21 protein-coding genes are annotated in these 24,766 nt (G+C 42.3%); 14 read left to right on the forward strand and 7 right to left on the reverse strand.

What is annotated here, in order from left to right:
* The first annotated feature begins 103 nt into the window (after window positions 1-103).
* From G608_RS0100280 to G608_RS0100295, 4 genes are all read left to right on the forward strand, one after another.
* Window positions 104-661 (forward strand): CAP domain-containing protein, encoded by a 558-nt coding sequence (locus tag G608_RS0100280; protein WP_196810108.1) that lies wholly within the window; start codon window positions 104-106, stop codon window positions 659-661.
* Between the two features lie 164 nt (window positions 662-825).
* The gene (locus tag G608_RS0100285; RefSeq protein WP_026494308.1) at window positions 826-2,019 is read left to right on the forward strand and encodes an ABC transporter substrate-binding protein; all 1,194 of its coding nucleotides are present in this window, start codon (window positions 826-828) and stop codon (window positions 2,017-2,019) included.
* 32 nt (window positions 2,020-2,051) lie between these two features.
* Window positions 2,052-2,936, forward strand: a complete 885-nt coding sequence (locus G608_RS0100290; RefSeq protein ID WP_026494309.1) for an ABC transporter permease — start codon at window positions 2,052-2,054, stop codon at window positions 2,934-2,936.
* A gap of 2 nt (window positions 2,937-2,938) precedes the next feature.
* A complete protein-coding gene (locus G608_RS0100295) occupies window positions 2,939-3,712 on the forward strand; it encodes an ABC transporter ATP-binding protein (RefSeq protein ID WP_026494310.1) in 774 nt (257 codons plus the stop codon).
* Between the two features lie 239 nt (window positions 3,713-3,951).
* Here G608_RS0100295 and G608_RS0100300 read toward each other — a convergent pair whose 3' ends face one another.
* From G608_RS0100300 to G608_RS0100310, 3 genes are all read right to left on the reverse strand, one after another.
* Complete coding sequence (locus G608_RS0100300) at window positions 3,952-4,383, reverse strand: aspartate carbamoyltransferase regulatory subunit (protein ID WP_026494311.1); 432 nt, start codon at window positions 4,381-4,383, stop codon at window positions 3,952-3,954.
* Between the two features lie 38 nt (window positions 4,384-4,421).
* Window positions 4,422-5,378, reverse strand: a complete 957-nt coding sequence (gene pyrB / locus G608_RS0100305) for an aspartate carbamoyltransferase (protein ID WP_026494312.1) — start codon at window positions 5,376-5,378, stop codon at window positions 4,422-4,424.
* Window positions 5,379-5,517: 139 nt separating this feature from the next.
* A complete protein-coding gene (locus tag G608_RS0100310; RefSeq protein ID WP_026494313.1) occupies window positions 5,518-6,534 on the reverse strand; it encodes a DUF5050 domain-containing protein in 1,017 nt (338 codons plus the stop codon).
* A 182-nt stretch (window positions 6,535-6,716) separates the two neighbouring features.
* On the opposite strand from G608_RS0100310, the gene G608_RS0100315 reads away from it, so the two are divergent.
* The 6 genes from G608_RS0100315 to G608_RS0100340 all read left to right on the forward strand — a co-directional run bounded on the left by G608_RS0100315 (window position 6,717) and on the right by G608_RS0100340 (window position 13,731).
* Entirely contained in the window at window positions 6,717-8,351 is a 1,635-nt protein-coding gene (locus tag G608_RS0100315) for a DUF815 domain-containing protein (RefSeq protein WP_081677235.1), read from the forward strand.
* A gap of 19 nt (window positions 8,352-8,370) precedes the next feature.
* A complete protein-coding gene (locus tag G608_RS0100320) occupies window positions 8,371-9,918 on the forward strand; it encodes a Ppx/GppA phosphatase family protein (protein ID WP_026494315.1) in 1,548 nt (515 codons plus the stop codon).
* A gap of 15 nt (window positions 9,919-9,933) precedes the next feature.
* Window positions 9,934-12,099, forward strand: coding sequence for an RNA degradosome polyphosphate kinase (locus tag G608_RS0100325; RefSeq protein ID WP_026494316.1), 2,166 nt, complete (start codon window positions 9,934-9,936; stop codon window positions 12,097-12,099).
* Complete coding sequence (locus G608_RS0100330; RefSeq protein WP_026494317.1) at window positions 12,089-12,682, forward strand: Maf family protein; 594 nt, start codon at window positions 12,089-12,091, stop codon at window positions 12,680-12,682. The genes G608_RS0100325 and G608_RS0100330 overlap by 11 nt, the downstream gene beginning before the upstream one ends.
* 75 nt (window positions 12,683-12,757) lie before the next feature.
* Window positions 12,758-13,012 (forward strand): hypothetical protein, encoded by a 255-nt coding sequence (locus tag G608_RS0100335; RefSeq protein ID WP_026494318.1) that lies wholly within the window; start codon window positions 12,758-12,760, stop codon window positions 13,010-13,012.
* 59 nt (window positions 13,013-13,071) lie between these two features.
* A complete protein-coding gene (locus G608_RS0100340) occupies window positions 13,072-13,731 on the forward strand; it encodes a hypothetical protein (protein ID WP_026494319.1) in 660 nt (219 codons plus the stop codon).
* Between the two features lie 922 nt (window positions 13,732-14,653).
* Here the strand turns inward: G608_RS0100340 and G608_RS23095 are convergent.
* The gene (locus tag G608_RS23095; protein ID WP_155833189.1) at window positions 14,654-14,803 is read right to left on the reverse strand and encodes a hypothetical protein; all 150 of its coding nucleotides are present in this window, start codon (window positions 14,801-14,803) and stop codon (window positions 14,654-14,656) included.
* Between the two features lie 24 nt (window positions 14,804-14,827).
* Window positions 14,828-15,466 carry a phosphoribosyltransferase family protein gene (locus tag G608_RS0100355; RefSeq protein ID WP_026494320.1) on the reverse strand — a complete coding sequence of 213 codons (639 nt, stop codon included), beginning with the start codon at window positions 15,464-15,466 and terminating at the stop codon, window positions 14,828-14,830.
* Window positions 15,467-15,673: 207 nt separating this feature from the next.
* Here G608_RS0100355 and G608_RS19355 point away from each other — a divergent pair, with 207 nt between their 5' ends.
* Entirely contained in the window at window positions 15,674-17,992 is a 2,319-nt protein-coding gene (locus tag G608_RS19355) for a glycoside hydrolase family 95 protein (protein WP_051208647.1), read from the forward strand.
* 40 nt (window positions 17,993-18,032) lie between these two features.
* Here G608_RS19355 and G608_RS0100365 read toward each other — a convergent pair whose 3' ends face one another.
* Entirely contained in the window at window positions 18,033-18,839 is an 807-nt protein-coding gene (locus G608_RS0100365) for a Cof-type HAD-IIB family hydrolase (RefSeq protein ID WP_026494321.1), read from the reverse strand.
* A 161-nt stretch (window positions 18,840-19,000) separates the two neighbouring features.
* Between G608_RS0100365 and G608_RS22035 the strand changes: the two genes are divergently transcribed.
* Together G608_RS22035 and G608_RS0100375 are read left to right on the forward strand one after the other, a co-directional pair.
* Window positions 19,001-20,560: a GGDEF domain-containing protein gene (locus tag G608_RS22035; protein ID WP_026494322.1), complete on the forward strand. Its 1,560-nt coding sequence runs from the start codon at window positions 19,001-19,003 to the stop codon at window positions 20,558-20,560.
* 40 nt (window positions 20,561-20,600) lie between these two features.
* Entirely contained in the window at window positions 20,601-21,461 is an 861-nt protein-coding gene (locus G608_RS0100375) for a PHP domain-containing protein (protein ID WP_026494323.1), read from the forward strand.
* Between the two features lie 119 nt (window positions 21,462-21,580).
* Here G608_RS0100375 and G608_RS0100380 read toward each other — a convergent pair whose 3' ends face one another.
* On the reverse strand, window positions 21,581-22,912 hold the full coding sequence (locus tag G608_RS0100380) for an MFS transporter (RefSeq protein ID WP_026494324.1): 1,332 nt from the start codon (window positions 22,910-22,912) through the stop codon (window positions 21,581-21,583).
* A 172-nt stretch (window positions 22,913-23,084) separates the two neighbouring features.
* Between G608_RS0100380 and G608_RS0100385 the strand changes: the two genes are divergently transcribed.
* Window positions 23,085-24,725: an ABC-F family ATP-binding cassette domain-containing protein gene (locus G608_RS0100385; RefSeq protein WP_026494325.1), complete on the forward strand. Its 1,641-nt coding sequence runs from the start codon at window positions 23,085-23,087 to the stop codon at window positions 24,723-24,725.
* Window positions 24,726-24,766 lie beyond the last annotated feature (41 nt).

Here is a 24,766-nt window from a genome sequence, read left to right on the forward strand (position 1 = left end):
AATCATAAATGCAAAAATGTTTGAATTTATGATTGACAAATGTGATAAAAGTGGTATGATGTATTTAAGAAAAACTATTATTTTTTATTGGGAAGGGATTTCTATGAGGAAGTTTAAAAGAGTTTTAGCAACATTACTTGTAACTGTAATGACACTTACAGTTGTGGCTTGCGGGGAAAAGCAGATGGAAGCCGTTGATGATATGGCTGCTGTCAGAGGTATAAATGAAGATACCGATACCATTTATATCGATGAAGGCGCTCTTATCCTTGCCGGCGAGGCTGACAGTAGTGAGGCAGCACTTGCGGCAGCAACAACAGCGTTCAATCTTGTAAACCAGAAGCGTTCAGCAGCAGGACTTGGCATTCTTAACTGGAACGAGCAGCTTACACAGGCTGCCCTGGTTCGTGCGCAGGAGATTGTTCAGGTATTCTCACATAGCAGACCTAACGGAGATGCATGGTACACAGTTGATAGCACATGCATGTTTGGTGAGAACCTTGCAAAGCTTTACAATACAGGTGAGTCAGTAGTAGATGCATGGATGGCATCACCTACACACGCAGCTAACATCATGGATGGCGGCTTCAAGTCAGTAGGTATTGCAGTATATCAGGCACCTAACGGTAATTACTACTGGGCACAGGAATTCGGCTACTAATACAAATACAATACTGGACCTGAGGCGTTGTGTCTCAGGTCCTTTTTTCGTTATATAAGGCTTCCTATTTTATTGACAGTAGTACCTATAAAATTGTATTATTATAGCGTTATTCACTATGATAGTTTACAGTAACAGAGTGTAACGCAGAGGAGGAGTAAATTATGAAAAAGAAGATGCTTGCGGCAATCATTGCTGCATCCATGATGGTAACTATGGTTACCGGTTGTGGAGACAATCGTAAGACAAGTGATGACACAGCAAATACAGAGGTGACTGCAGAGGAAACCTCTGAGGCAGATGCTTCAGTAGAGGAAGCACAGGCTGATGAATCAGCTTCTGAAGAGGAAGCAGCCGAGACTATTGAGGAAGTAGCAGAGGACGCTGTAGATGAGGCTGACAGCGAGGCTTCTGAGGAGGCAGCAGGTGAATATGTAATCGGTATTTCTCAGTTTGCTGAGCACGGTTCACTTGATAACTGCAGAGAAGGCTTTATTAAGGGTCTTGAGAACAAGGGGATCAAGGAAGGCGAGAATCTTACAATTCACTTCCAGAACGCACAGGCAGACACAGGTACTGCAAGCCAGATTTCAGATGCTTTCGTAGCAGACGGAGTTGATCTTATCTGCGGTATCGCAACACCCAGTGCAATGAGTGCTTACAATTCAGCTCTCGGCACACAGGTTCCTGTTATTTATTCAGCAGTTTCTGACCCGGTAGCAGCTGAGCTTGCAAAAGAGGACGGAACACCTGTAGGAAATATCACAGGTACTTCAGATGCTCTTGCAGTAACACAGCAGCTTGAAATGATCAGAAAGATTCTTCCCGATGCTAAGAAGATCGGTATTCTTTTTACAACAAGTGAGACCAACTCAGAGAGTACAATTGCTCAGTACAAGGAGCATGCTGCTGAGTATGGCTTTGAGATTGTAGACAGCGGTATCAACACTCTTGCTGATCTTGATATGGCTGCAGCAGATCTTGTAACCAAGGTTGACTGTATCAACAACCTTACAGATAACACAGTAGTATCAGGTCTTCAGACAGTTCTCAGCTATGCAAACGAGCAGGGCATTCCTGTATTCGGTTCTGAGGTTGAGCAGGTAAAGGTTGGCTGCGTTGCAGCTATGGGGCTTGACTACATGCAGCTTGGTATCCAGACCGGTGAGATGGCAGCTAAGGTGCTTCTTGGCGAGAGCAAGGCAGAGGAGATGCCCTTTGAGGTTATTGACGAGCCCAGCCTTTATGTTAATACAGCTGCAGCTGAGAAGATCAGCATGACTCTTGATGAGAGCCTCGTATCAGAAGCTGCTGAGGTTTATGATACAATCGCTGACGGCACAGAAAGCGATAACTAAGAAATAAAGATAAGAACAGGTGAAGATAAGTTATGACTCTTCTGGTAAGCGTACTTGAACAGGGGCTTTGCTATGCGATAATGGCCCTTGGAATGTATATAACCTATAAAATTCTGGATTTTCCGGATATGACAGTAGACGGCGGATTCCCTTTTGGAATCTGCCTTGCTGTTGTTATGATAAGATTTGGCGTTCATCCGCTTTTGACACTTCCTATATGCTTTGCGGCGGGATGTCTTATCGGTGTCTGCACAGGTATCATTCATGTGGTTTTCCACGTCAGAGACCTGCTGGCAGGTATCATTATGATGACAGGTCTGTATTCGATAAACCTGAGGATAGCCGGAAGAGCCAATCTTCCCATGTATGATTACTACACGATTTTTGATAACAGATTTATAAACGGTCTTTTTGAAAAGCTTCCTCCCGTAGTTGGGAAGTTCCAGTCAGTTATTATTCTGCTTATAATCACACTTATCGTTAAATTTATTTTGGATTGGTACCTCAGAACCCGCTCAGGACTTATGCTTCAGGCAGTAGGAGATAATGATGTTCTTGTTACCTCCATGGGTGTCGACAGAGGCAAGGTAAGAATAATCGGTCTTGCAATCGCAAATGGTCTGGTGGCACTTTCAGGTTCTATTTACGCTCAGCAGCAGAGATATTTCGATGTTTCCATGGGTACAGGTACCGCTGTTATCGGTCTTGCAAGTGTTATTATCGGAACAGCTCTTCTTAAGAAGCTTTCATTCTTTAAGGTGACAACAAGCGTTGTTATAGGCGCGATCGTTTATAAGGCCTGTGTTGCAATCGCAATTAAGTGCGGACTTCAGTCCACGGATCTTAAGCTTATAACTGCAGTTCTTTTCCTTTTGATCCTTATTGTTACAAGAGACAGGAAGAAAGGGAGGGCCTGAGAATGCTGGAGCTTAAATCAATTTATAAAAATTACAATCCCGGCAGCGTCAATGAGATGTGCCTTTTCGATGATTTCAATCTGGTAGTTCCGGACGGACAGTTTGTTGCCGTGGTTGGAAGTAATGGTTCAGGTAAGACCTCAATGCTGAATATTATCTGCGGAAGTATAGCGGCGGATAAGGGCGAGGTTCTTGTAAACGGACAGAACATTATTTCTCAGAAGGATTACATCAGACACAGGACAATCGGAAGAGTATATCAGGATCCCTCCAAGGGAACCTGTCCTTCCATGAATATCTATGAAAATATGTCCATTGCCGACAATAAGGGCAAGATATTCGGTCTTCAGCCGGGAGTTAATAAGAACCGTAAGGATTATTACAGAGAATTGCTGAAGAGTCTCGGACTCGGCCTTGAGGATAAGCTGTATACCAAGGTCGGAGCTCTTTCCGGAGGACAGAGGCAGGCAGTTGCTCTTCTTATGAGTACCATGACGCCGCTGGAGTTCCTGATTCTTGATGAGCACACAGCAGCTCTTGATCCCAAGACGGCTGACATAATAATGGAGCTCACTGATAAAATTGTTCGTGAAAAGCATGTAACCACCATAATGGTTACGCACAACCTCAGATATGCTGTGGAATACGGAGACAGACTTCTTATGATGCACGAGGGCTCCGTAATCCTTGATAAGGTTGGTGAAGAGAAAAAGAAGATGGATTCTGATCAGATCATGCATCTGTTCAATGAAATCAGTGTAGAGTGCGGTAATTAATTAAAAAACTTCCAATTCCGGGAATTGAAATGCTCCGGAACTGGAAGTTATTTTTTATTTAATAGGAAATTACTCCGAATTTCCTATTAAACAAAAAACGCTCCGCTATGGATGCGCACTCGCGCGTAAGGTATATGTTGCATAAATGCAACCGCGCTCGGCGCGAGCATGTTGCGAGCAACATGCTTTTTTATAGAAAGCTTATTAACTGAAACCTGACTGATGAAATTCTGTTTTTGTCAGAAGGTTTCTGAGTATTTTTCATCGCAGTACTGGCAGCGATAGATTTCCTTTTCTTCATCCGCAAGATAGAAGATATGGGGAAGTCCCTGCTCTATAGATGATATGCAGCGGGGATTGTGGCATTTGATTACGTCTCTTATCTGGTGAGGAAGGAAAAGAGCTCTCTTTTCAACAATCTCGCCTTCCTTAATAACATTAACAGTGATGTTGTGGTCGATAAATGCCAGAATATCAAGGTCGAGAGTATCGATGTCACACTCTACCTTAAGAATATCCTTTTTACCCATCACGTTACTTCTTGCATTTTTAATGATGGCAACGGTGCAGTCCAGCTTATCAAGTCCAAGATGATGATATATCTGCATGCTTCTGCCGGCTTTTATATGATCAAGAACGAAGCCTTCTTCGATTTTTCCTACATTAAGCATTTTAGTACCTTCCTTATATGTATTGTTGACTTGATCTCTTAGAATACTCTAAGAAGATCGTGATTCATATGTGCATCTGTCTTATCAAGAAGAGTGAGGATAAGAGCCATTCTTACATAAAGACCATACTGAACCTGCTTGAAATACGCAGCTCTGGGGTCATTATCTACCTCAACGGAAATCTCGTTTACTCTCGGAAGAGGGTGGAGCACGTACATATCCTTTTTAGCAAGAGCCATCTTTTCCTCATTCAGAATGTAGAAATCACGCAGGCGTATGTAATCCTCTTCGTTGAAGAAGCGTTCCTTCTGAACCCTGGTCATGTATAAAAGGTCCAGTCTGTCCATTACTTCTTCAAGCTTTATAACTTCCTCATAGGTAATGCCATTATCATTTAAGAGGTCGGTAATATAATCCGGAACTCTAAGCTCCTTGGGAGATATGAAAATAAAATGGATATCCTTGTATCTGACTAATGCATTAATAAGTGAATGAACGGTTCTGCCAAATTTTAAATCGCCGCAAAGGCCGATGGTAAATCCGCCAAGTGAACCATGAAGAGATCTGATTGTAAGAAGATCTGTAAGAGTCTGAGTAGGGTGGTGATGACCGCCGTCACCGGCATTTATAACTGGAATAATAGAATTTGCTGCTGCTACCATAGGAGCACCTTCCTTCGGATGACGCATGGCACATATATCAGCAAAACTGGAAATAACACGAATTGTATCGGCGACACTTTCGCCTTTGGAAACGGATGAACTGCTGGCATCGGCAAAACCGATGATCTGACCTCCAAGTCTAAGCATTGCTGTTTCAAAGCTAAGTCTGGTTCTTGTACTAGGTTCATAGAAACAGGTAGCGAGGATATTACCGTCGCATTTGTGTGAGTAGGCGCTCATGTTCTTCTCGATGTCGTTTGCCACGTCAAAAAGCTGGTCCAGCTCTTCAACTGAGAAATCAAGAGGCTTCATCATGTGTCTAAGATTGTTCATAGATTTTGCTCTCCCATAAAACAGTATTCATTTATATTTCTGTTTTATTATAAACATTTGAGAGAGGTTGTCTAGCATAAAAAAAGAATTTCTGAGTGCTATCAGAAATTCTTTTTAAATAACATGTGTAAGCTCAAAATCAATAGGTCAAAAACGTTGATACAGGAGCTGAGCCGTCAATCGGTACGTGATAAAGTACGTTATCAACACCGAAGGGCTTGAAGTAAAGATACTTGGAGGTAAGGCTGAGGGAGTGGTAAACACCCTGAGCTATAACTCTGTTATTTGAGCCATCCAGATTGATCACTCGCAGCGTCTGATTGCCCGATTCGGATGTAGCATAGAAGATGTTGTTCTCGTTCATGTTGTAAAAATCAAGACGAGACTCTGTCAGAACCTGAATCTCATTTGTCTGGAGATTCATGCGGGCAAGACGATAATGATGAGCTGCATCTATGTAGTACATGTAGCCACCCTGAATTATGGGCTGCCAGATATTTCCTATAACCGCAGTGCTTGTTGCTTCATCTGAGAGAGTATCCATTACATGAATGTTGTGGTCAAGATCAACACCGGTGTAATAGATTTTTCCATCAAGGGCACAGGATGGATCAAGCATCTCATTTGTTACCAGAGCATCATCCTTTCCGTCAATGCGAATTCTGTGAAGGCCCTTTTCCTCTCCAAGAACAGTGTAGTAGAGGTTGCTTCCTACCAGCTGAAGACTTCCGATTTTCTGACGGTCAAGGAGCTTTTGGTTATTACCGTTGGTCTCGCATCTGTATAGACCATAGAAGGTTGAAACCTTACCAAGACCTGTCAGGTCGTTATTAAGTGATGTCTTGGAAGGATCCAGATTAAAATAGAGGAACTTTCCTGCACCGACGATGTGATCCACCTTCATAACGGTGAGCTCTTTTAAGTTTTTCTCATCCGGAGTCATGGAATAGAGACAGTCATGCTCAAGTGGATTGGAAAAATATACAGTGCCGTTCATTTCAAGGAAAATGCCGTTATTATAAAGGTTTCCCGGAGTATTACCCACAACAAATTCATCGTTCATAGGAACTCGTTTGGACAAAACATAGGCTACCGATATTAACGATAATACGATAACTATTATGGAAAAAATAATGAGGCCTTTTTTGCTTTCCATAGAAGATGGTCTCCTTAGAGTAAAAATCAAAATGCAAACTATATATAATTAAGTATATCACGCTTTATAAAACATATTAACCACATTTTGGTTTTATTTCCTTTGAGATTATGCGTTTTGTGGTGTAATATGAAAATGTGGGATTTCTTGCCCATATATCAATTTTACGGCAGGTGAATTATATGGACTTAAATGAACTTCGAAGAAATATTGACGAGATAGATGAGCAGCTTGTTAATCTGATTGAAGACAGAATGGATGTTGCCGAGAAGATTGCTGAGTGCAAGATAGAGAGCGGCAAAAGTGTTTTTGACAGAAAACGTGAAGCTGAGAAGATAAACAATGTCATGGAGCTTGCAGGTAAAAGCGAGAACAGAGCACCTGTAGGCGAGCTTTTTGAGAAAATCATGGAGGTCAGCAGAAAGAGGCAGTACGAAAGACTCAGCGAAAAGAATGTGGCTGACGAAGGTGCCTTATCTGATCCCGCTGCAGAGGATTTCTTGAATGGTGAAGACAGGGTTACGGATAATGAGCTTATTCTTTATAAAAATGTGACCAAGAGACAGAGTACTCTTCGCGACACATTGATTATTCTTGCCGATAAGAATTCAGCTTCCAAGATTTTTTCGGAGTATGAGGCGATCAGGAAAATTCACGAATGCATGAACGTACTCATTGATGAGTCCGCAAGAAGGGGATTTTACGGCAATCTTTGGCACACCTTCCTTACACTTCTTCTGGTATCTGATGAAAATGCCTACAGTCTTGCGACTGAAATCAGAGGAGAGATGGGCGGATCCCTTCGTGATCTGGCACTTCATGACCTTAAGAGGTTCAAAAAATGGTTCGATATTGATTTTTCCGAGATGATAGACAGACTTAATGTACCTGAGTTTGCGGCGCTTTTGGATTTCCAGAGAGGAAAAGCGGAGAGCACCTATAACACCAGAGTAAGAGACAGGATATGCGAGCTGGCAGATACTCTTTCAGGATGCGATACCGCTGAAGCAATGCTTGATGAGCTGGCAGATTTTTATGGCGCATACGGCGTAGGCAAATTCGGACTCCATAAGGCCTTCAGAATAAGGCATGTGGAGGATCGCACAGTAATAGAGCCCATAAGGAATATCAGACATGTGCAGCTTAAGGACCTTGTGGGATATGAGATTGCAAAGCAAAAGCTCATAGAGAATACAGACAGCTTTGTTGCCGGGAAAAAGGCAAATAACTGCCTCCTGTACGGAGATGCGGGAACCGGTAAGTCCTCCTGCATAAAGGCAATTGCCAATGAGTATTATGAAAAGGGTCTTAGAATTATTGAGGTTTACAAGCATCAGTTCAAGGACCTCAATGATGTTATTGCCCAGATAAAAGGGCGTAATTACAAGTTTATTATTTATATGGATGATCTCAGCTTCGAGGATTTCGAGACTGATTACAAATATCTTAAGGCTGTCATAGAGGGCGGTCTTGAGAAAAAACCTGAAAACGTTCTTATCTATGCCACATCAAACAGAAGACATCTTATAAGAGAGAGCTTCAAGGATAAGCCTTCGGTAATGGATGATGATCTGCATAGAAATGATACGGTTCAGGAAAAGCTTTCTCTTTCCAACAGATTTGGCGTTACGATCTATTTCGGATCTCCGGACAGGAAAGAATTCAACGAAATCGTACGTGTTCTTGCAGACAGAGAAGGTATAAACATGAGCGAAGAAGAGCTTTACGCAGAGGCTCAGAAATGGGAGATGAGTCATGGCGGGCTTTCCGGAAGAACCGCTCAGCAGTTTATTGATCATTTGTCCGGATTACAGTAAAAATGAGGGGTAATAGCGTATGGCAACAGATGTATTTGCGGCAGTAGATTTGGGCTCCTATGAGCTTGAGATGAAAATCTATGAAATGTCGCAGAAAAAGGGAGTAAAGGAAATCGATCACGTAAGACACAGGATCGATCTTGGTACTGAAACCTATGCAACGGGGCAGATATCCTCTACGCATATGGATGAGCTTATCAGGATCCTCAATGAGTACAGCAGGATCATGGACAGCTATGATGTCAGCAGATATCAGGCTTACGGAACCAGTGCCATGCGTGAGACAAAGGCTATAGACACTGTTCTTGAGCTCCTTCGTCAGAGGACCGGAATCGAGATTGATATTCTGAGTAACTCTGAACAGCGTTTTCTTGATTACAAATCTGTAGCTCTTAATAACGATGATTTTTCAAAGTTTCTTGAAAAACCGACTGCCATTGTGGATGTAGGCGGCGGAAGTATACAGATTTCGCTTTTTGACAACGATACTCTTGTTACTACGCAGCAGTTAAGACTTGGAGTTCTAAGGCTTTATTCCACACTACAAAGTATTCAGGCAGGCTACAGCAAGTACCCGGCTCTTGTTCAGGAGCTTGTGGAATCACAGCTTGCTGTTTTCACCAAAATGCATCTTAAGGATAAGAAGGTGCAGAACGTAATACTTCTTGATGATTATGTATCCCCTGTGCTCAAGAGGGTGAATCTTGGAATGGAAGAGAAGGGGTATGCGCAGGTTAAGCTTTTCAGAGAATATATGTCCAGGCTGACCAAGCAGTCAATGACTGATGTTTCAAGAAAACTCGGGCTGCCTCAGGATAATATCCCGCTTATGTATGTATCGGGACTTCTGGTAAGCAACATTTGTAATGCCTTAAATTCCGACACTATCTGGGCTCCCGGCGGAACCCTTTGCGACGGAATCGCATACGAGTACGCAGAGAGGAGGAAATACCTAAAGAGTGCCCATGATTTTGAAAAGGATATTGTAGCATGTGCTCAGAATATTTCCAGAAGATATATGGGAAGTAAGCAAAGAAGCGAGACGCTGCAGACCATAGCTCTTGGTATTTTCGACAGTCTGAAAAAAATACACGGTCTTGGAAAAAGAGAGCGTCTGCTGCTGCAGATATGCACCATACTTCATGACTGCGGTAAATACATAAGCATGGTTAATCTTGGTGACTGCTCCTATAACATTATTTTGTCTACGGAAATAATCGGACTTTCTCATATAGAAAGATCCATTGTTGCCAATGTCGTAAGGTTTAACCATGATGATTTTGAATACTATAAGGATGGCGGATACAGATTCAGAGGAATTGATCATGACGCATATCTGACTATAGCAAAGCTGACTGCCATTTTGAGAATAGCCAACGGTCTTGACAGGACCCACAAGGAAAAATTCAAGAATATCAAGCTTGCACTTAAGGATAATGAGCTTGTGATAACGGTTGATACAATGGCCGATACCTCTCTTGAAAGGGGACTGTTTGGCGAGAGGGCAGAATTCTTTGAACAGGTTTACGGTATTAAGCCTGTTATCAGACAAAAAAGATTTGCTTAGAAGTGAGGTGAAGTCATGACATCTAAAAAGAATCAGAATTCAAATAATAGCACTGCCATAAATTTCTATAATGATGATTATTATATAAACAGAGAGCTCAGCTGGCTTCAGTTCAACAGCAGATGTTTGTCTGAAGCAAAGGATAAGGCTACTCCGCTTTTTGAGAAGCTTAAGTTTCTAAGTATTACTGCAAGTAACCTGGATGAATTTTTCATGGTCAGGGTTGCTTCTCTTAAGGATATGATACATGCGGGCTATAAAAAGCCTGATATTGCAGGTATGTCTCCTTCCCAGCAGCTTAATGCCGTAACGGATGCAGTCCATGATTTTGTTAATCAGCAATATCATATTTACAACAGACTGATTATTCCCGAGCTTAAGGAAAACGGACTTGAGATAGTAAAAAACTACGATAAGCTGACGGCGGATGAGGCAGACTATATCGACAGATATTTTGACGATTTTGTTTATCCTGTTCTTACGCCCATGGCCTATGATTCATCAAGACCTTTTCCGCTGATAAGAAATAAGACACTGAATATCGGCGCTCTTGTTCAGGGCAAGGAAGAGGGCGATGAGCTGGAATTTGCCATGGTTCAGGTGCCGTCCGTTCTTCCGAGAATTATGGAAATTCCCGAAAGTGATGGCGTAAGAAAGGTAATGCTCCTTGAACAGATAATTCAGAGGAACATTCAGAAGCTTTTCCTTAATTATGATATCGTGTGCTGCTATCCCTTCAGAGTCGGAAGAAATGCCGATTTATCAATTGATGAGGATGAGGCTGAGGATCTTCTTAAAGAGATTGAGAAGCAGTTAAAGCGCCGCCAGTGGGGCCAGGCCATCAGACTGGAGATTGAGAAGGGCTTTGATAAGAGACTCCTTAAGATACTTATAGATGAGCTTAAGGTTGAAGACAGGGAAGTATATACCATCGATGGTCCTCTGGATTTGACCTTCCTTATGAAGATGTATGGCATGGAGGGCTTCGATTATCTGAAGGAGCATGGATATAATCCGCCTGCTGTTGTGCCGGGACTTCCTGCTGACAGGGATATCTTTGAGTGCATTAGAGAGGGTGATATTTTAATGCATCATCCTTATGAAAGCTTCGACCCTGTTGTTCGTTTTGTTGAGACAGCTGCTTCTGACCCTCAGGTTCTTGCCATAAAGCAGACGCTTTACAGAGTAAGTGGTAATTCACCGATCATTGCCGCTCTTGCAAAGGCTGCTGATAACGGTAAGCAGGTATCTGTACTGGTTGAGCTGAAGGCTCGTTTTGATGAAGAGAATAACATCGTATGGGCGAAAATGCTTGAGAAAGCAGGCTGCCACGTAATTTACGGACTAAAGGGCCTTAAGACCCATAGTAAGATTACGCTTGTTGTAAGAAAAGAAGATGACGGAATCAGACGTTACGTTCATCTGGCAACAGGTAACTATAATGATTCAACGGCAAAGCTATATACTGATGTTGGTATGTTTACCTGCGCTGAAGCCTACGGCGAGGATGCTACCGCAGTATTTAACATGCTCTCAGGTTATTCTGAGCCTCTGGCATGGAATAAGCTTACAATTGCTCCCCTTTGGCTTAAGGACAGAGTGCTTGATCTTATTCAGAGAGAGGCAGACCACGCAAGAGCAGGAGAGCCGGCACACATCATTGCAAAGATGAATTCCATCTGCCACAAGGATGTTATTGCTGCACTTTATGAAGCCAGCAGCGCCGGTGTAAAGGTTGAGCTTATAGTCAGAGGTATATGCTGTCTTAGAACGGGAATACCCGGGGTAAGTGAGAACATTACTGTCAGATCAATAGTTGGTAACTTCCTTGAGCACAGCCGCATATTCTATTTTGAAAATGGCGGAAGCCCTGAGTATTACGCATCAAGTGCGGACTGGATGCCAAGAAACTTGGAGAGACGTGTGGAAATCATGTTCCCTGTGGAAAATCCGGAGCTTAGGAAAAAGCTGTGGCATATTCTTGATGCAGAGCTTAAGGACAATGTGAAGGCTCATATGATGAATGCCCAGGGTGAATACGTGAAGGTTACAAGAAGAGGAGCAGAGGCTCTTAATTCACAGAAGCTCTTTGGCAAGGAAGCAACTGAGCTTGGTAAACCAAAGGATATTGCAGAAAGCAGGGTTTTCGAACCTGAATATAGGGATGATCATGGACTATAAATATATTTTAGCCTCAGGCTCACCGCGAAGACGGGAACTGCTGGGACTTCTTAATGTCGAATTTGAGGTAGTTCCCGCTGAGGGAGAAGAAATTATCAGCAGTGATGTTCCATCAGAGGTAGTGGTTTCTTTATCGCAGCAAAAAGCTAAAGAGATATTTCATAAACTTTTAAGAGATAATAAATATGCGCTCGTTGTAATTGGCGCAGACACTGTTGTATCATATAAAGAGAAAATTCTTGGTAAGCCTGCGGACAGGCAGGATGCCGGACGCATGATAGGTATGCTTGAGGGTGATTCCCATGAAGTGTATACAGGTGTTACCGTGATGTACACAGATGAAGATGGGAATGAGAAGAGCTTTTCCTTTTATGAATGCACAAGAGTTAACTGCTTCTCCATGAGCGATGCTGAAATCGAGGGCTATCTCGATACGGATGAGCCCTACGATAAGGCAGGTGCCTACGGAATACAGGGTGCATTTGGCAAGTTTGTAAGAGGAATCGAGGGAGACTATAACAATGTTGTTGGTCTGCCCACGGCAAGACTTTATCAGGAAATGAAGAAACATGGTTTGGTTTAGACGCATAAGTTCGGGATTAAATCTGTAATGTTTTTTTGTTACATATTTATCCTTTATGCGGGAAAGAGAGAATCTATGCACGATTATGACGATGCTGTACTGAATTGTTTTTTGGAAAATCAGGGACAACTTTTTTCAGAGAGTGTTGCGGACAGCCTTGAAGAGGCGGAAGCATTCCTTGAGGACTGCATGGCGGTAGTCGTAGATTCACCCGAAGAGGTAGAAGAATATTTTGAAGAGGCCGGCCTTGATCCCGGTGATGGTGATGTTATGGACGCATCAGAGGTTTTTGATGTGGGTGATGGAAGATATCTTATAGTCGAGGGGTGATTTCTTTTATCAGGGTTCCAATTATTTTTAAATAAATATTTTTATGGGAGGATTCAGAAATGAAAAGTGTTTTGAAAAAAGTTTTACTTGGTGTTTCTGCGCTCAGTTTTGCGTTGCTGCTATCTCTAAGCTTCAACATTAAGGCTGAGGCAAAGGTTACTACGAAGTATCCCACGGCGTACTGTATTCAGGCTCCGAATAATGGGCACCTGCTTAGAATTGGTCCCGATAGACAATACATTGTGGATGTAAAGACTTCAAACAAGAATGTAGTTTCTCTTTCACCTGATAAAAATGGTGATTCGGGTACTAACTACAATGCAAATAGACCCGGTACATGTACAATTACATATACCATGGAGAAAAATGGCAAGAGGTATAAAGCTACTCAGAAATATGTTGTATTAAGAAAGCGTCCGTTTAAACAGGTTAAGGTAAATGGCAAGGATGTTACCAAGATCGTAAATCAGGATAAGGGTTCCTACAAGCCAATTGTGATAAAACAGCAGGATTATACGCTTAGTTGGAAGGTTGCTTCCGGCTTTAAGGTATGCAAGCCTGATAAAGTTCAGGATGGAACAGGCTTTACAGGAGAATGTGTAATAAATAAAAAGAGTGGTACTAAGGCGTTCAGCGGGTCCAATTTCCACCATATATATTTAAAAGACAATAAAGGACATTATTTAGGAGTGTTCCTTTTCTATGTTACACAGAAGTAATAGGAGATTTCCTTTATGAGGGGGAAATTAAATAAGATTTTTTATGGCATAGTAATATTTGCCATCTATTCATTTGAGCTGACCATGACCCTGCAGTTAAATGACAGGGTGGTCATTGCATAAAATAAGAAAGGCTGATGCACCAAACAGGATTTTGTGCATCAGCCTTTTACTTAAGTTACAGGTATTTCTCAGAGTTCATATAACATGACATTTTAAGTGTATATGAAAATCCCTGGCATCTAGTACACCGAATAATAATTATCTGGCACATTCGCTTGTCTGATTGCACATATGCTGCTTCATCCTCAATCAGCAATGCCCGCATTGCCTCATTCGGCTTCATTGCATATGCACAATCATTCAGCGTGAATGTACCAGTAATTTATTTTCGGTGTACTAGCTCAGGATTACGTGGATACACCAACAAAATGGTATTTATCCCCGTAGAAATGTCAGGTATTTTGCCTTAGATTACGGGGATGATCAGGCAAAATGGCATTTAACCCCGTTAGAAAGGCTTGAAATTAGGTCAAAATAACGTGGATAAAGTCAGGAAATAATAATCATCCCCGTAAGAATAGTGCAAATCACCGCTCAGATTAACGGGGATGATGAAGCGAAATGATATTTATCCACGTTATAAGAGCGGGGATGACCATATAAAATTGACTGTCGCCTTCTGCAAAGTATCCATCTGAAAGAGATACAGCTGCTGTAGATTTTCCTTTTACTGTAACTTTGCTATCACTGGCATTTATGGAAATCTTTGAGCAGGCTAATGCTTTTCCTTTTTCGAGTCCCCAACTATCAGTGTTATTAAGTCCGCTTTCTGAGTAAAAATATACAGGTCCCTGACATTCCTTGAAGGCATCATCACCAACAGAGGTAACTGATTTTGCTCCGTTTGAGAGATCAATGTCTACAGACTTTCCGCTAATAGGGTCTCCATTTGGCCAGCAGCCTGAACAGGCATGATGGCATCTACCTGTGGCAATCTGACAACCCCTGCATAGACTGCAAGGGTTAATGATAAAGATAGAACTCCCCTAAACAAAACTTTTCTTTTCATACTTTTTCTCCCAAATTTCTCAAGTTAAATTGTTGAATAACCAAAGCCGTTGCAGATAGCATCCACTACTACGCCGTCATTGCAAAGCGGGCAGGCGTCAGGTGAGTAGCTGGCGTAATCCGGTAGGTCATGCACTGAGAAAAGTGATCTTATCGGTACGCCCTGAATCTGAGTTGCGATTGAAAAAACAGCAGCAATGCCAACGGGCTCGCCCTTATAGAATCTGATGGATTCAAGAGCACTCTGCAGGGTTCCTCCTGTTGTTACAGAATCAATCAGGATAAGAACCTTCTTATTGTTGATCATGTGCTGGTTGTTGTCACGGAACATGATCTGTCCTGTGGGATTAACCTCGGGACCTGTGATATACATAGTCTTATGGGAATTCATGGATATAACTCCGCCCTCTGTAAGCTTGTTGGCGAGATAGGAGCCAACAACCTCCATACCGTCAAGACAAAGGATGGTGTCAATAACATCAGATGCCAGGAAAAGCTCAGCCAGGGATTCGCCTGCAGCTCTTGCTTCCTTCATTCTGGCCTTGGTATCGCACATATCCAGAAAATAATTTACGTGGGAATGGGGGGTAATGAAGTGCCCCTTTGTGTAACGAAGAATTACGTCATTGTTTCTTGAATACTCGAGTTTCTTATAGCCTTGCATAATGCATCCTCCTATTAGTAAAGCACTACAGCAACTATTACTGCGAGGATATCACTGAGTAGATAGCAGTTTGTGTCTCTTCAGCGAAATCTTCGCAAGAATGAACAACGAAATATCAATAATTGTATTTACTATATACATAATATCATATAAAATCATCAGATAAAATCGTTTAATTATACGTATATTTTTTATCGGAGGATTGGCATGAAAAAACAGGACATTTTGACATTTACAGAAGGTGCTGACAGATGGGAGGATGCGATTCCTGTAGGCAATGGATATTTAGGTGCCATGGTCTATGGACATACATCAAGGGACAGAATACAGCTTAATGAGGATTCTCTTTGGAACGGTAAAGGCTTTGACAGAATAAATCCCAAGGCTCTTGAGAAGCTCCCGGAGATAAGAAAGCTTATTTTTCAGAGAAAATTTATGGAAGCCGAAAGACTTATGCTTTCGCACATGATTTCTTCGCCTTCAAGTATGACCAATTACTCCACACTGGGAGAGCTGGATATATCCATGAATCAGGAGCAGGCTTTTCCTGACAGATGGTTCCCTGAATCGGATGCTGAAAAATATAAGTCAGAGCTGGATATGATGAATGGAATTCTGACCATATCTCATGAAGAGAAGGGAATAAGCTATAAGCGTGAAGTTTTTGCCAGCTATAAAAAGCGTGTTCTCTGTGTTCATATAGAAAGCGATAAGGAAAAGGCAGTAAATTTGGATGTTGCCTTAAACCGTTATCCCTATAGGGATGTAAAGGTCCCTGATGACAGAAGACCAGGCAAATTCTTAAGCGGTGGTATTTGGGCAGCTCCCAGATGTGACAGAATTTATACTGAAAGCGGCAGGCTTTTCATGGAAGGCAATGAAGCAGGAACTAAATTCGGGGCAGGTGTCTGCATTGTAACGGATGGTACCGTTGAAGACTGCTATTCAAGGCTTTCTGTATATGATGCAACTGAGGTTACGATTTATCTTGCGGCCCTTACGGATAACAGGGCTGAGGATTATAAGGCTGATATTGAAAGATTTTTGGATGGTGCTTTAAAGAACTCATACAGCGAGATAAAGGCAGAGCACATTCAGGATTTTTCAGGCTTCATGGAAAGATGTTATCTGGATGTAACTGAGGATGAGAGAGCATCAAAGTACTTTAGCTATGGAAGATATCTTTTTGTGTCTTCCAGCAGAGTAGGATCCAATGCCATGAACCTTCAGGGAATTTGGAACTACGAATTCGCACCAAGCTGGGATAGTAAGCATACCCTTAATATAAATCAGCAGATGAATTACTGGCCGGCAGAGGTCTGCAATCTCTCGGACCTTCATGAGCCTCAGTTTGAGTTGCTTTCAAAACTTGAGAAAAATGGCGAAGAGTGTGCTCGAAAAATGTATGGCTGCAGGGGAATGGTATGCCATCACAACACGGATTTTTACGGGGACTGCGGAACACAGGACGTCTATCCTGCAGCAACCTTCTGGGTTGTGGGCTGCGCCTGGCTAGCCATGCATATTATAGAGCATTACAAATATACCCTTGATAAGGAATTTTTAAGAGAAAAGTATCCGCTTATTAGGAAAACAGCACTGTTTTTCGTGGATTTTCTTATTCAGGATGAGGAGGGCTATCTTGTAACCAATCCTTCATGCTCTCCTGAGAACCGCTTTGTCACCGAGGAAGGATATGACACACCTCTTTGTGCAGGGCCTGCCATGGATAATCAGATAATAAGGGCGCTCATGAAGGCGGTGCTTGAGTCGGCTGATATTCTTGAAATTGATGAACCTCTTAAGTCGGATTTTGAGAATATTATTTCGAAGCTGAGACCCGATGGAATAGACAGCATGGGAAGGTTACTTGAGTGGGCAAAGGAAGAGCAGGAGCTGACACCTGATATGGCTCATGTATCTCACCTTTATGCTGTTTATCCGGGGGACGACATCACGGAGAGTACACCTGAATTATTTGAAGCGGCGAAAAAGTCTCTTCTATACAGAATAAAGAGCGGTGCCAACATAAAGGAGTGGCCCGGGGCATGGCAGCTGTCACTTTTTGCCCGTTTTAAGGATAGTGAAAATACTGACAAGAGCCTTAAATATCTTCTTGATCATTCGCTGACAAAGAGCTATCTCAATGCCACCGGTGTTTTTCAGATTGATGCCAATATGGGTATTCTTGCCGGAATGGCGGAGTGTCTTATCCAGAGTCATGATGGAATAACCCTTCTTCCGGCTCTTCCAGTAAGCTGGAAAAACGGTGAAGTTCACGGCCTAAGGGCAAGAGGAGATGTAACTGTCAGCATCAAGTGGGAGAATTCACGTATTGTTAAGGCAACGGTAACCTCGGGCCATGGAGGTAAAGTCTTCTTTAATAATATGATGCCACAGCAGTCGTATGCTATATCTACTGCAGCTGTTATGGTTGAGGAAAACGAGCAGATTAGAATAACTAAAAAGGAAGGCGGATTTGAAATCGACCTTCCCAAGGGTACCCCTGTTGAGTTAGTATTTTGAAGCGCCGGGTATACGGAAGTATATACCCGGGCAAAATGCCTTATAGTGCCCCAAGTAAAATAGGAGCAAGTCCGTCGTTATCATTGTCGGTTTCCGTGATGATATCGGCGGATTTTTTTACTGCATCAATTGCGTTGAGCATGCCAACACCAAGGCCTGCAGCCTGAATCATGGAGATATCGTTTTCTTCATCCCCGGCTGCGATGGTGTCTTCAATAGCAATTCCAAGGTGATCTGCCAGTCTCTTAACGGCACTTCCTTTTCCTGCCTCTGAATTAAAAATCTCAAGATAATAGGGATTTGAATATAGGAGAGTAAGCCTGTCGCCACCGAGTTCCTCAACTGCGGCTTTAAAGCGGTCGCACTTTGCCTTATCGTGAAGCTCTATGCCGATTATCTTGCAGGGTTCAGCAGTAAGATCGGAGCAGATATCATTTGTAACCTTGTAAGGAGTCTTGATAACCCTTCTGTAGTATGCCAGCTCTTCATCCTCGGCAGGAGTGATGATGGTATCGTCATTGTAGGTGTGAACGTGAATTCCATGCTCCTTTGCAAGGTCAAAAATCTGTGAAACCAGATTGTAAGGAATTCCTGAGCGAAACACATCCTTGCCGGCATCGCAGTCGTAGATTTCAGCGCCGTTAAAACCAATCAGATAGCTACCGGGGAAGAAGAGGTTGTTCTCCTTTTGAACAGCCTTGGCACTATCTATGGCACGGCCCGTGTTGATTGCAAAATGATTGCCTACAGAAGTGAAGCGGATAAGCGCATCCATGGTCTTTTCGGATACGGTCTTTTCCTTGGTTAATAAGGTTCCATCTAAATCTGTGAAAAAAATCTTGCTCATAAAAACTCTCCAAAATGAATAACGAAAATACTTTTTGCATTATATAACGACATGTACGCTGTGTAAAATTTTATTTTTTTATAAGACTACGTTTATTTTGATACTATTTTTAGAGAATATAATGAAATCATATTAATGTACCATTATGGGAGACTCCGCTTATGAAGAAAAAAAGTGGTCTTTTGACAAGATTTTTAATTATATTTTTGCTCTTTATCGCAATCACAATTGTGATAAGTGCCGCTGCCACATATGCTATTCAGAATAATACCTACAGATTACAGCAGGAACAGCGTATTAAAGAAGTAACACAGTGTCTTGCTGCGCTTATTGATAAAGATGCCGACGAATTCGGGCTGATGCAGGATTACTTTCTGGAAAATCATGAAAAGATTATCATTCCCTATGACTATGACGGTGACTATATTCCGGCAAGAAACGAATGGGAAAAGATATTTTCAAACCAGTATCCTGGGGAAATATTCGAGAAAACCATAAAATTCAATGAACTATCCGATGAAGCTAAAATAGCGTTTACCACATACAAATATGAGCAGTGGCTCAATACTTTTGAAAAGTTCAATGAGGTTTTTGGGACCGAATACGTATATTATCTGGTACCAACGGATACGCCGCCCCAGATGTACTACTTATTTGACGGACTTCGCACAGAGGAAATAGTAGATGGCGAAAGTATTATGGAATTCGATTTTGACGTGGAGGTACCGGAAAACGAGTATCCAAAGCTCTGGGAGACTTATCGCACAGGTAAAAGTCCTACCGGCTATGATTCCTACGATAATCAGTATGGTAAGACCTATGGCTATTACACTCCGCATATTGCCAAAGGAGAGCTAAAGGGTATTGTATGCGCGGATATCACCGTTAATTCTGTGAATAAGGGGATCATTGAGAGTACTCTGCTTGAAGTGGTTCTTATGGCGATAATCCTGATGACCTGCATGTTTTCCATGCTTTGGTTCATAAATTACCAGTATATTCTTAAGATTTCCAAAATGCAGAAATATATGGATGAGTATGCTGAAAACAAAGATGTTTCCATAGCTGAAAAGTTCGAGAATCTTAGTGATGGTAAACATGAGATTTCTGTTTTGGCCAGAAGAACTTCTGCCATGATAAAAGAGCTTGATGATTATATGCAGAATCTTACCAAGACCTCAAGAGAGCTGTTCTTTACCAAAGAGCATGCAGCGGAGATGACTGAGCTTGCCCACAAGGATGCTCTTACGGGAATCAGAAATAAAACTGCCTACGATAAGGAAATAATCAGGCTTGAACGGGAAATCCTCAGAAACCCTGATGTTAACTTTGGAATAGGCATGATCGATCTGAATTTCCTTAAGAAGATCAACGATACCTATGGGCATGACAAAGGAAATGCGGCTATCATAAAACTATGTGAGATGGTATGTAAATTTTTCTGCCATTCACCTGTTTTCAGGGTTGGCGGCGATGAATTTGTGGTGGTTTTATGGGGAGATGACTATAATATAAGAGAGTCGCTCATTGCAGAGTTTAAGAACAGGCTTGATACTTTCGCAAAGGATGATTCTCTGGAACCCTGGGAGAAGATATCCGCTGCCATAGGTGTGGCAGAATTTAACAGAAGTATCGATCATAACGTGGAAGATGTATTTAAGCGGGCCGACGAGCTTATGTATGCAAATAAAAAAGAGATGAAAGCTGAGAGAGTGGACTAAACCTCGAAATAAAAAGCTTTTATAACAGAATGGGGGAAGTATGAAAAGAGTAGATCTGCACACACATTCAACAGCATCAGATGGTACATTTTCGCCATCAGGGCTAGTGGATCTGGCAGTTGAAAGGGGATTGTCTGCAATAGCATTAACAGATCATGATACGGTGGATGGCCTTGAAGAAGCAATAAATCATGGTAAAGAGCATTATCCCGATTTTGAAGTTGTGCCGGGAATCGAGTACTCAACGGTAAGGAACGGCAGGGATGTTCATGTTGTCGGATTATATATTGATTATCAAAACAAGGAGTACAGAGCTAATCTTCAAAGGTTCATCGATTCCAGAACCGAGAGAAACAAGAAGATTTGTAAAAAGCTGACGGATGCGGGCATGCCAATAGCCTATGAGGAACTGGTAGAGCTTAATCCCGGAGCAGTTATCACCAGAGCTCATTTTGGAAGACTCCTTTTAGCAAAGGGCTATGTAAAGAGCATAAATGAAGCCTTTGACAGGTACATTGGTGACAGGTGCCCTTGCTATGTGCCAAGAGAAAAGATAACTCCGCAGATGGCTGTAGAGCAGATTCTTGAGGCCGGGGGAGTTCCGATTCTGGCACATCCTGTGCTGTACGGCCTTGGCAAAGATGCCATGGATGAGCTTGTTCATGAGATGAAGGATGCAGGAGTCGTGGGAATAGAGGCGCTATATGCCACCTATACACCCCAGGATGAGCGTGATATGAGGGCTCTTGCCACGAAGTATGACCTTCTTATAAGCGGAGGCTCGGATTTCCATGGATCCAACAAGCCGCATATTGACCTTGGAACAGGAACCGGTCGCCTGAGCATACAATATGATTACTTAGAAAAAATAAAAGACTATAAAAATAAGAGTAACAGATAACTATAACGAAATTCTGATAGAGTGTAAAAAATAAGCCCGCAGTAGAATATGTGGTTTCAGGCGATTTTGAGCTCTCGAAACGAGCATGAAACCATATATTCTACTGCGGGCAAGTTATATTAATCATCTACATCGAAATTTTCCAGAATGTGCTTTTTCTTTTTGGGCTTTGTATCACCATGCTTAACCATGATCATTGTTATAAATGCCAGGCAGGAGAATACTACTGCGTAGGGGAACAATGTTCTGTAGGAAACATGCTCAAGCAAAAAGCCTGAGAATATAGGTGTAAATACCTGAGCTGCCATGGAAAAGGTGTAGTAAAGACCGGTATATTTTCCTATAACAGAGCTCCTTCCCATTTCAACCACCATGGGATATGAGTTGACGTTTATCGCAGCCCAGCCAATACCTATCAGTGCAAAGTAGAAGTTAAGAACTGAGCTGTATGTTGGCATCATCGCAGCTGCCAGATAGCACAGAGTCATAAGTGTGATACCAAGCATAATAGTAAGCTTTCGGCCTATCTTAGATGAAAGGATACCGATTGGCAGATAGGCGAAAACAGCGGCTACAGTGGCTATCATAAGACAGTCAGCGTAGGCTCCGTTATGAAGATCCCAAACCTCTGTTACATATCTTGAGAAAGCAGTGGTAACAGCATTATATGCAGTAAACCATAGAAATACCGACAAAAGAAGAAATGCCATGCTCTGTCTTACAGGTGCAGGAAGAACCTCTTTTACAGATCCATCGGTGGTCTCGGGATTTGATTCGACAAGCTCCTTACTGATGAGGCCGCCTTCTCCGTCAAAATCCTTCACATTTTCACGAACCTTTGTTATCAGCTTGCTTTCAGGAATGGTGATAAAAAGTATGGCAACTGTCAGCACCATAAATATAATAAGTGATAACATCAGCGGAATATAATTGGTGTCCGCCTCATTTGCTGCGGATTTAAGCAGGACCTTGATCATAACAAGGGTGTATACTGCGCCGAGAGTTCCCATCAGATTGATGATGGCGTTGGCCTTACTTCTGTGAACCGCAGGGGTTAGCTCCGGCATAAGAGCAACAGCAGGAGACCTGTAGGTTCCCATTGATAGGAGCAGGAAAAGAAGTATTACTATGAAAAGTGCGAGATTATCGGACATGTGTGCCACATATATGAGCAGGAACAACAAAACAGCAGATGCTCCGGTTCCGGCCAGAATAAAGGGCATTCGCTTTCCGATTCTTGTGTTTGTTTTATCAGAAAGGGCGCCAAACAGTGGCAGCATGAAAAGTGCCAGAACATTATCAAGTGCCATAATAACGCCGGTCCAGGTCTCACCCAGTCCGAAATGATAGGTAAGTATTTTGGGGATTTCGTTGTCGTAGAACTGCCAGAAAGAACAGATAGACATGAAAGCCAGGCCGATTAGGATAGTTCTTTTGTAATTAAGCTTCATATGTTATTCTCCTCCCAACCACTATTATAAACGATTTCAGGGGCAAAAAGTGAATTTTGGCAATGATTGATATATAAATTATTACATTGCTTTTTTTTTATACATCAAATATAATACGTAGGTTGAATTACATTATTATTAGTAGAAACACGATCGGAGGTAGTTTTTCAATATGATCAGTGCAAACAATGTCACACTAAGAGTCGGCAAAAAGGCTCTGTTTGAGGATGTAAATATTAAATTCACAGAGGGCAACTGCTACGGTATCATCGGTGCCAACGGCGCAGGAAAATCTACTTTCCTTAAGATATTATCAGGTAAGCTTGAGACCACGAACGGAGATGTAGTAATCACTCCCGGTCAGAGACTTTCCTTCTTAGAGCAGGATCACTTCAAATATGATGAATTCACTGTTCTTGATACAGTAATCATGGGTAACGCCCGTCTCTATGAGATCATGAAGGAGAAGGATGCTATCTATGCAAAAGAAGATTTCTCAGATGAAGACGGAATAAGAGCCAGTGAGCTTGAAGCTGAGTTCGCTGAGATGAACGGATGGGAAGCTGAGTCTGATGCAGAGAGTCTTCTTAACGGACTTGGAATCGATACAGAGTATCATTACAAGCTTATGAGCGAGCTTGACGGTAATCAGAAGGTCAAGGTTCTTCTTGCAAGAGCGCTTTTCGGTAATCCCGACATCCTGCTTCTGGACGAGCCTACCAACCACCTGGATATGGATGCTATCGCATGGCTTGAGGAGTTTCTTATTAACTTTGAGAACACAGTCATCGTTGTATCCCATGACCGTTACTTCCTTAATAAAGTATGTACTCATATCGCTGATATCGATTACAGCAAGATTCAGCTCTATGCCGGTAACTATGACTTCTGGTATGAGTCTTCACAGCTGATGATTCGTCAGATGAAGGAAGCTAATAAAAAGAAGGAAGAGCAGATCAAGGAGCTCAAGGAATTCATTGCAAGATTCTCTGCTAACGCAAGTAAGAGTAAGCAGGCAACATCCCGTAAGAAGGCCCTTGAGAAGATCGAGCTTGATACAATTAAGCCTTCTTCAAGAAAATACCCTTACATCGATTTCAGACCCGAGAGAGAGATCGGTAACGAGGTTCTTACAGTAGATGGTATCAGCAAGACCATTAATGGAGAGAAGGTTCTGGACAATATTTCATTCGTTGTTCAGCATGATGATAAGATTGCATTTGTTGGCGGTAATGAGCTTGCAAAAACCACACTTTTCCAGATTCTTACAGGCGAGATGGAGCCCGATGAAGGAACCTACAAGTGGGGCGTAACAACATCACAGGCTTACTTCCCCAAGGACAACTCACACGAGTTCGATAATGACTACACTATCACCGAGTGGCTTACGGGCTATTCCGAGGTTAAGGACGTAACCTATGTCCGTGGATTCCTTGGCCGTATGCTTTTTGCAGGTGAGGACGGTGTTAAAAAGGTTAAGGTATTATCAGGAGGAGAGAAGGTTCGCTGCATGCTCAGTAAGATGATGATCAGCGGTGCCAACTGCCTTATTTTCGATGAGCCTACCAACCACCTTGATATGGAATCAATCACAGCTCTTAACCAGGGTATGATCAAGTTCCCCGGAGTTGAGCTTTTTGCCTGCCGTGACCACCAGGTCGTACAGACAACAGCAAACAGAATAATGGAAATCCTGCCTGACGGCTCACTTATCGATAAGCGCTCCACTTATGATGAGTATCTTGAAAGTGATGCAATGGCAAGAAAACGTACAGTTTACAGTACTAACGAAGATGAAGATAATGATGATTGATCTTCTGATCAATTTATCATATAGCCTTCCGAAATATGGAA

The sequence above is a fragment of the Butyrivibrio sp. WCD3002 genome, assembly GCF_000424265.1.
In the GTDB taxonomy this organism is placed as follows: Bacteria; Bacillota; Clostridia; order Lachnospirales; family Lachnospiraceae; genus Butyrivibrio.